The organism is Anaerotruncus sp. 1XD42-93 (assembly GCF_009917605.1).
In the GTDB taxonomy this organism is placed as follows: Bacteria; Bacillota; Clostridia; order Oscillospirales; family Ruminococcaceae; genus Anaerotruncus.
On sequence record NZ_QZEG01000191.1, the window covers coordinates 1 to 949 of the forward strand.

Genomic DNA, 949 nt, shown 5'->3' on the forward strand with positions numbered 1-949 from the left:
GGATGCACCTGTAGCCCTTTGGAAAAATGGTATCAATGCCCATTAGAGCCAGAACCGGACTGGGATGCCATTTTGAAAGAAGCTTACGAAGGGGGGTGAAACATAATGCAGTATGCGCAGGTCTTTGTAGATTCCGGTGTCCCTCCCGCGATCATCACGCCGGAGGACATGGCCCCGCTTCTGGATGGCATCGTCGCTAATATCGGCGTTTTGCTGCCGATCATATTTTGCCTTTCAGCGGTGTTTATTGGGGTTAAAATAGTCCCACAGCTACTCTCCCGATTCACTCGTTTCTGATTGTTCCCCGCATTCGCGGTGACAAATAAATTTTAAAGGAGGTTCCACAATGGACGCTATCGCAGTTATGACAGCTTCAACAACCCCTCTGCCGACACTCAGCATCACCGAAGAGATGCTCGAGCCGCTGATTCAGGGCGTGATTGCTAATGTAACGGTTATTTTACCGATCGGTCTCGGTCTGATGGCAATTTTCCTCGGCATCCGGATTATTCCCGGCTTGATTTCTCGCTTTACCCGCATGTGATGCTCTGCGGTGGCGGCGGCCTGTCAGGGCTGCCGCCAATTTTTTTCAGGAGGTATTTTTATGTGTAGTTGTTTTACTGCATCACAGGCGGTCTTAGAGCGTATTGCAGGCCAGTTTGGTATGCTTGCAGCTTTGTTTTTCCTGCTCGGCCTGCTCTGCGCCTTTGGCTACAAGTATGGCGCGATCTTGTTTGAGATCGTTTATCTTCATTTCAAGTCAAAATTAGATAGGAGTGTTGATGATGTTTAAATCCCCTCTTTTGATGCGTGCATCGTACTCGATTATGCAGACTGCTATGGATTCCCGCATTGCTCCGAATATTGGAGACCGCAAGGATTATGTTCCCTGGGACCCTATGTATTTTGAAGAGGGCGCCAAGGAGATATGGCGGAATATCGGAACGGC

General features: G+C 49.1%; 3 protein-coding genes. All 3 read left to right on the forward strand.

Features of this window, described 5'->3' with window-relative positions; translation table 11 throughout:
* Nucleotides 1-105 precede the first annotated feature (105 nt).
* From D5269_RS17955 to D5269_RS17965, 3 genes are read left to right on the forward strand one after another with little or no spacing between them, the layout of a single operon-like run.
* Nucleotides 106-297, forward strand: a complete 192-nt coding sequence (locus tag D5269_RS17955; RefSeq protein WP_120487662.1) for a hypothetical protein — start codon at nt 106-108, stop codon at nt 295-297.
* 49 nt (nt 298-346) lie between these two features.
* On the forward strand, nt 347-544 hold the full coding sequence (locus tag D5269_RS17960) for a hypothetical protein (protein ID WP_120487664.1): 198 nt from the start codon (nt 347-349) through the stop codon (nt 542-544).
* Nucleotides 545-604: 60 nt separating this feature from the next.
* A complete protein-coding gene (locus tag D5269_RS17965; protein ID WP_120487666.1) occupies nt 605-793 on the forward strand; it encodes a hypothetical protein in 189 nt (62 codons plus the stop codon).
* The last annotated feature ends 156 nt before the right edge of the window (nt 794-949 follow it).